Origin of the sequence: Virgibacillus sp. M23, assembly GCF_034190895.1 — a bacterium.
Lineage (GTDB): Bacteria > Bacillota > Bacilli > Bacillales > Amphibacillaceae > Virgibacillus > Virgibacillus salarius.
In genome coordinates, this window is sequence record NZ_JAWDHA010000099.1 from 1 (window position 1) to 8,029 (window position 8,029).

The window sequence follows — 8,029 nt, forward strand, 5'->3', positions numbered from 1 at the left end:
CCTCCTTCTTAGGTGAGATTTAGTGGTCGGGAAACCAACTTTATCTTACCATGAAGAGAGGCTTTTTTTGACCCCACGCTTAAAGCTTTCCGGAACCCCTGGCACAGCCAGGGGTTTTCAAAAACATAAAAAAGCTATTTTCCACGATTGATGTTGGAAAATAGCTGTAGCTTTTAGAAAATACCGTTTTTTTCTTTGCAAGTTTGTTATGCCTATCGAACGAATACACTCGCTTTTCACTAACGAACGTCCAAGTCTCCTCATTTCTATTTGTGCGTTTTTCTCCTTGATTAAAACACTTTTGTTTTCGTCTCTGAATCTTTTTATTACATCTTTTCAGGTGCTGTTACACCAATTAGTTGAAGTGCATTAGAAAGCGTAATTCGAACTGCTTTCATTAATGCAATTCGAGCTTGAGTTCTCTCCTTATTATCTATATCCAAAACCTTTTCAGCATTATAAAAGCTATGCAGTAAAGTTGCAAGATCGTATACATATTGCGTCACTTTATGTGGTGTTTGCTTTTCAGCAGCATCTGCTACAACCTGTGGAAATTCAGCTAGTTTTTTCAATAAATCCGTTTCTTTCTCAGAAGTGAGTAAAGATACATCCATTGATTCTTCAGTCAAAAGCCCTTTGGCTTTAGCTTGCTCTAGCATTGTACAAATACGAGCATGTGCATATTGTACATAGAACACTGGATTATCATTTGATTGTGAGCGTGCAAGGTCCATATCAAAATCCAATTGGGAATCATTTGAACGAGTTACGAAATAGTAACGAACTGCATCCACACCAACTTCTTCTATTAATTCTCTTAATGCAACTGCCTTGCCTGTTCGCTTACTCATCCGAAGCTTTTCGCCATTTTCAAATAGATTTACCATTTGAATAATTTTCACATCAAACTTTTCTACTGGATAGCCAAGTGCCTGTATTGCTGCTCGCATACGCGGAATATAACCATGGTGATCTGCTCCCCATACATTTACGATCTTATCAAAACCTCTATCTAATTTATTCTTATGATAAGCTATATCTGGTGTAAGATATGTGTAACTACCATCTTGTTTAACCAAAACACGATCCTTATCATCGCCAAAATCCGTCGTACGGAACCACGTCGCGCCATCTTTTTCATAAATGAAATTGTCTAATACATCTAATGCTTCCGTAATTTTATTTTCTTTATATAAGGAACGCTCCGAGAACCAAGAATCAAATTCAACACGAAACTCTGCAAGATCCTTTTCAATTTTACCAAGTTCATATTTTAACCCATACTCTTTAAAGAAGGCTAACCTGTCCTTCTTCTCTTTAACTGCCCATTGATCGCCGTATTCTACACCCAGTTGCTTACCGATTTCTACAATATCTTCACCATAATAACCATCCTCCGGCATTTCAGCATCGTTACCTAATGCTTGTAGATAACGTGCTTCTACTGATAGAGCTAGATTATCGATTTGATTTCCCGCGTCATTGATATAATATTCACGTTCCACCTCATATCCAGCAGCATCTAACACATTGCATAAAACATCGCCAAACGCAGCTCCACGAGCATGCCCTAAATGGAGATCCCCAGTAGGATTTACTGATACAAATTCCACCTGAATTTTCTCACCTTGACCTGCATTTGTTTTTCCGTAAGATTGTTGTTCGCGCAGAATCGTTGGAATTATTTCACCAAGAAAATTGTCCTTCATGAAGAAATTAATAAAACCAGGCCCAGCTATTTCAACCTTATCTACAGCTGCTTCAGCCTTATCTAAATGCTTAACAATATCATCGGCGATTTGTCGAGGCGACTTCTTAGCAATACGCGCTAGCTGCATGGCAATATTTGTAGCAAAGTCTCCATGTGTTTTATCTTTTGGTTTTTCTAATATAACATCTGGCATCTCCGCTTCGTTTGTAAGCTCTGCCTGAATAACTGCTTTCGTAATTTGCTGTTTTAATATATTCTCTGTTTGTGCTAAGACATTCATGTCATGTCCTCCTCTTTAATCGTTACATCGATTTTATGTTGCCGTTCCTCTTGTCCATTTAGTTTGACAGTATAAGCTATATGTAAACTTCCATCTTCCCGGGCTTTTAATGGGGAATACAAAATAGATTGTGTGAAGGTTTCCATATGTATGCTGCCATAAGGATGCTTTAATACATTTTCTGTCGTTTGCCTTTCCTGGAACTGTTGATTCATCGTAACGTTACCAGAACGCTTAATATTTACCCTATCTGATTGAATAGTAATAAGATTTTTAATGACCGAATTATCGTCTGCCATTTCTTCAAATGTAAGTACATCCAAGCTTCCTTTTTTGTATAAAAATCCATTTTGCTGAATTTTATTATATTCCATTTGACCATTATCGTCGATCGTCGTACAAAGTTCAATAGCCACTTGCTTATGTAAACTCATTATATCGCCTCAACTTTAGATAAATCCTACCAGATTATAAGCCTTTTATAAACATGTATTCCTGTGTATTCTATTATAACAGAATATTTTTATCAAGCATTGATGTACCAAGGTTTTATAAAGTGAAACTTCCATCCGGCTTTTACTGAAACAAATACGTACAAAGGCTTAAATCGCCACGTCCTGTGGCAACGCCTTTGTGACCTACTTCCATGTAGGCCCGAACCAATCGGGCATTTACTGGCAGTTGATCCCACACTTAACCATATTTGTTTTCTTCATTGTAAACAACATAAAATTTGCTTCTTTACCTTACGTACTTCATCACTTTTTTTATACGTTCACAAGCCGATTAATTCCAAACATTATCTAAAATTCCATTATTAACACATATCTTTAGTTGCCAAACAATGCAGCCTCGATACATATCGAGCACTTGTTTTTTATGCATATGCATAATGTTACGAGAATAACGCTCGTGTAGGATAACTAGTGAGATACGAGCATTCACAGGAAGAATACAGGAAGCAGGTAAAGAATTTCAACCAAATATGTGACGGTAACCTTACTGTGTAAATTTTATATTTATGATATCATCTAGAAAATATATGTTAGGAGTGTTTTTTTGGACATCTTTATAACTATAGTTTTAATTATTGCCATTTTCGCTTCAATCGCTGCGTGGATCAATACCCAGACTATTTTAAAAGAATTAAAAGAAATAAAAGAGCATTTGGGTTTGAAGGGTGAGCAGAATGTCACGCCTCCATTCATTAAAAATGATCTCGATAAATGAATAACAGACCCTTTCAATTAAGGAGGGTCTGTCTGTGCCTAAATTATGAATAGACATTATAAGCTATTATTTTACCCAACCAAGCAACATTTCACGGATGAATTTACTTGCTGCAATCGCGGTCTTTTCCGAATGATCGTAAATGGGTGCAACTTCCACTACATCTGCACCAATTACCTCAACATTTGCATTTGCAATAAGCTGAATCACGTCTAACATTTCTGCAGAGGTAATACCACCCGCCTCCGCTGTACCAGTACCAGGTGCGAAGGCTGGGTCTAATACGTCAATATCAATGGTCACATAAACTTTTTTACCGGCTAGCTTTGGCAACATTTCCCTAAGTGGTGCAAAAACGTTGTACTTTGCCATATACATGCCGCTTTGCTTAGCAAATTGAAACTCCTCACGCATACCTGAGCGAATTCCAAAAGAATAAACATGATGAGCCCCGATCAATTCACAGATTTTTCGTATGGGCGTAGAATGAGAAAGGACTTCTCCTTCATATTCCTCTCTTAAGTCGGCATGAGCATCTATATGGATGAGAACCATGTCTGGATACATCTCATGCACTGCTTGAATTACTGGCCACGTAACTAAATGCTCCCCACCTAATCCAAGGGGGAATTTACCATCATGGACTATCTTTGAAACATAATTTTTAATTTCAGTTAAGCTTCTTTCCGCATTGCCAAATGGAAGTGGGATATCTCCTGCATCAAAATAACTTACTTCTTCTAAATGCTTATCCAAATATGGACTATACTCTTCAAGACCAATTGAGGCCTCACGAATTCGTCCAGGACCAAATCGGGATCCAGGTCTAAAGCTTACGGTCCAGTCCATTGGCATTCCGTAAATAACAGCATCTGCTTGATTATAATCTTGGCCAGCCATAATAAAAACTTTCCCAGAATAGGCTTCATCAAATTTCATAAAACGATCCTCCCCCTCTTAGGTCAGCAAGTCATTTACAAACTTAGGTAAAGCGAAAGCAGCCATATGCAGCTCAGAAGTATAATACTTTGTATTGATTGTGCTAAATCTTTCTTCTTTTACCTTTTGTGGATCATGTATTTTACTTCCCATTGTAAATGTCCATAATCCACTTGGGTACGTTGGAATATTAGCAGTATATAATTTTGTTATAGGAAAAATTGCTTTGACATCATGATACACCTGTGTAATTAGATCTGCTTTAAACCAAGGATTATCTGTTTGTGCAACAAATATCCCATCATCCTTTAATGCTTGAGAAATACCGGTGTAAAACCCTTGTGTAAATAGATTAACAGCCGGGCCCACCGGTTCCGTTGAATCTACCATAATGACATCGAAGGCTCGTTTGCTATTTGCTATATATAAGAAGCCATCCTCTACTTTGACTTCAACCCGAGGGTCTTCAAGATAGCCAGCTATCGTGGGCAAATATTTTTTGGAATAGGTAATCACCTGCCCATCAATTTCAACTAGTACAGCTTTCTCTACGGAAGGGTGCTTTAGCACTTCTCGTATAACGCCCCCATCTCCGCCTCCAACAACTAACACATGCTTTGGATTAGGATGGGTGAACAAGGGAACATGTGCCAACATCTCATGATAAACAAATTCATCCTTTTCTGTAGTCATTACCATATCATCAAGTACAAGCATTTTTCCCCATTCTTCTGTTTCTATTATGTTTAAATCCTGATAATCCGTTTGCACGGTAGTTAACGTTTGCTTTATTTTTGCTGTAATTCCAAAATTAGCTGTTTGCTTTTCAGTAAACCACATGCTCATACGAACACATCCTTTCCATATAACGACAATAAAATTATAGAGAAATTTGACAAAAAGACAAGCATTTTTTTCACATACGTTTATTTGCCTATATCTTTTCCCATAATGCTAGTAAAGAACACATAAATTGTAACTTTATGGAGAAAAGGATATGTTCATTCACTAAACATTTTCGGGTTATTCCCCACCTATATAATGAAAATTCAATCCATTGGGGGTTTTGTTTATCCACCTCACTGATTGTTAGGTGAACTAATCTTTACTGGCAGTTGATCCCCCACTTACCAATAGTGGTTTCTCTTTATTGCTTGAAGTGGGGGGCATACTCCCAGTTATATGCGGGATAAAAGTGAAACTTTTTGACCTGGCTTTGATAAGCTTTTTTTACCTTTAACTTAGGATATGAGGGAAAAGAACATGGCAAAAAAAAGAAAGATACGAATACATAAATTATTTCTGATTAGCATTGGATCTCTATTCCTTACTGGAATTTCCTTATTTATCTTTGTTTACTTGCTAAGCTTTGTTTTAGGTCCTCCAGAATTAGCAAATGATCAGAATACCATTCTATATAGCAACTCAGGAGAAATCATTGGCGAACAGCATGGAGGAGAAAATCGAGAATGGGTAAATCTGAAGGATATGTCGGAGGCTGTTATCCAAGCTACAGTAGCGATTGAGGATCGTAATTTCTATGAACATCATGGATTTGATATAAAGCGAATCTTTGGTGCACTATTAAAAGACATTCAAACATGGTCACTAAAAGAGGGAGCCAGCACCTTAACTCAGCAATATGCGCGAAATTTATATTTATCACATGAAAAGACATGGTTACGAAAGATGAAGGAGGCATTTTATACTGTTCGTTTAGAGATGTTTTATTCAAAAGATAAAATCTTAGAGGGGTATTTAAATACGATTTACTATGGACACGGGGCATATGGTATCGAATCGGCAAGTAATTTATTCTTTGATACAAGTTCCAAACAGTTAACGTTAGCGCAAGCTTCCATGTTAGCAGGTATTCCTAAAGGACCAACCTATTACTCTCCATTAAATGATAGTAAAAGAGCAGAAGATCGACAGAAGCAAATTTTACAGGCAATGTATCAGCAAGGCAAGATTACAGAAATGGAGTACAAACAGGCCGCTCAAGCGAAGTTAGTATACAAAAAATCGAATGCACAGGAAAAAGAGCGAGTAGGTCCCTATTTTCAAGACTTCGTAATAAAGGAGGCTGCTGATCTGCTAAATATGGAAGTTGAAGGGATACGTTCTGGAGGCTACCAAATTCACACAACACTTCAAAAAGATCATCAGCTACTATTAGAGGAACAGATAAATCATGCGATTACACCTACAAGTGAAGTACAAGCAGGAGCCTTAGCAATGAATCCAAATACTGGAGGAATCATTGCAATGGTTGGGGGACGTAACTATCAAGAAAGCTCCTTTAACCGAACCGTTCAAGCAAAACGACAGCCTGGTTCTTCATTCAAGCCGTTCCTTTACTATGCTGCTTTAGAGAATGGCTATAAACCGAATACGATGCTACCAAGCAAACCAACTACATTTCAATTAGCAAATGGGGAAACCTATCAACCAAGTAATTATAATGGCTATTATGCTAACAAGGAAATAACGTTAGCCCAAGCATTGGCATTATCAGATAATATATATGCCGTTAAAACAAATCTGTTTGTTGGACCTAAAACTTTAGTAGAGACTGCAAGGGAATTTGGGATCACAAGTAAACTTCCAGAAGTTCCTTCACTAGCACTTGGCTCAGCAGCTGTATCTATGAAAGAAATGGTTACTGGATACAGTATGTTAGCAAATGGCGGGTACAAGATCGATGCCCATTCCATATCCAAAATTATTGATCATAACGGCAAGACCGTCTATAAACATAAATCTGAAAAGAAAAATCAAATACTTGACCAGAGAAAAACATTTATTCTAACGCATTTAATGACAGGGATGTTTGATCACGAACTTGATGGGTATATGCCCGTTACGGGTTCAACAATTACCGATCAACTAAATCGACACTATGCTGGAAAATCTGGATCAACCAATTCTGACAGCTGGATGATTGGCTTTAGCCCCTCAATTGCCACTGGTATTTGGATAGGCTATGACGATAACCGTAAAATCGAAAAAGTTGCAGAGGAACGATATGCAAAGGAAATATGGGCTGATTTTATGCAAAAGTCTCATGAAAATTTACCAAACGAGACCTTTTCTGTACCCAGCGGAGTCATTGGAGTACCCGTTGATCCTACAACCGGAAAGCGTGCCACTCCTTATTGCAATACAAGTAGGGTGATGTTCTTTGAGAAAGGTACAGAGCCCCATGAATATTGCACGGAGCATTTCCATCACAACCAAGAAGATAAGGATGTAAAAAGAGAAGATAAAAGCATCGTCGAAAAAATATTCGACCTCTTTGATTAACCATTTTTACCTGAGCAAGATTCATCAAACAAACAGTCTTGTTGAAACTCGAAAAATTTTTATGTAAATATAGTGGGATACAGCTAATTGTTACTACAGGCGAACCTTCTAAAACAGATTCTCCTGAACAAAAGCGCAAATGCCCAATTGGAAACGCGGCGACTGGAACGAGTCAACGGAGATAAAGGAATCACGGTGAGTTTGCGTGTCGATGATGACTTAGCTTAAGGTGAGTCGCCTAGTTTCTGGACGCTGGAGTTAGACGCCGTTCAACAGATCCATATTTATCTACATGGGCTAAATTTATAGTATCCTATACTAAGAAAAACTGAGCAAAATTCGCTCAGTCCTTATCACTAAATGCTCAGATTCACGCTTCCTCTAGTAGCTATTATGGAATAATGGCTACTGCTTGCTTGACCACCACTCCGGCTGTCCACTTCCCTTTCCGTGGGGTTTGTCCTTCAGCTAACTTTTTTAGCAAAACCCGCTCAAAAAAGTGGATCTTCAGGTCAAACATTTCCCACAGGAGTTGAAGTGGCCGGCCTTCGCTATTATCAGGC

The 8,029-nt window shown here is 38.0% G+C and carries 6 protein-coding genes; 2 read left to right on the forward strand and 4 right to left on the reverse strand.

Annotation, left to right across the window (positions count from 1 at the left end):
• Nucleotides 1-326: 326 nt before the first annotated feature.
• Nucleotides 327-1,991, reverse strand: coding sequence for an arginine--tRNA ligase (gene argS, locus RVS70_RS20895; RefSeq protein WP_026681814.1), 1,665 nt, complete (start codon nt 1,989-1,991; stop codon nt 327-329).
• Entirely contained in the window at nt 1,988-2,425 is a 438-nt protein-coding gene (locus RVS70_RS20900; RefSeq protein ID WP_034679229.1) for a DUF1934 domain-containing protein, read from the reverse strand. The genes argS and RVS70_RS20900 overlap by 4 nt, the downstream gene beginning before the upstream one ends.
• A gap of 625 nt (nt 2,426-3,050) precedes the next feature.
• Here RVS70_RS20900 and RVS70_RS20905 point away from each other — a divergent pair.
• Nucleotides 3,051-3,221, forward strand: a complete 171-nt coding sequence (locus tag RVS70_RS20905) for a hypothetical protein (RefSeq protein ID WP_161629276.1) — start codon at nt 3,051-3,053, stop codon at nt 3,219-3,221.
• 66 nt (nt 3,222-3,287) lie between these two features.
• Here RVS70_RS20905 and speB read toward each other — a convergent pair whose 3' ends face one another.
• Entirely contained in the window at nt 3,288-4,160 is an 873-nt protein-coding gene (speB, locus tag RVS70_RS20910) for an agmatinase (RefSeq protein ID WP_026681816.1), read from the reverse strand.
• 18 nt (nt 4,161-4,178) lie between these two features.
• Nucleotides 4,179-5,006 (reverse strand): polyamine aminopropyltransferase, encoded by an 828-nt coding sequence (gene speE, locus RVS70_RS20915; protein ID WP_026681817.1) that lies wholly within the window; start codon nt 5,004-5,006, stop codon nt 4,179-4,181.
• Nucleotides 5,007-5,423: 417 nt separating this feature from the next.
• On the opposite strand from speE, the gene RVS70_RS20920 reads away from it, so the two are divergent.
• Complete coding sequence (locus RVS70_RS20920; protein WP_321134694.1) at nt 5,424-7,466, forward strand: transglycosylase domain-containing protein; 2,043 nt, start codon at nt 5,424-5,426, stop codon at nt 7,464-7,466.
• Nucleotides 7,467-8,029: the final 563 nt, after the last annotated feature.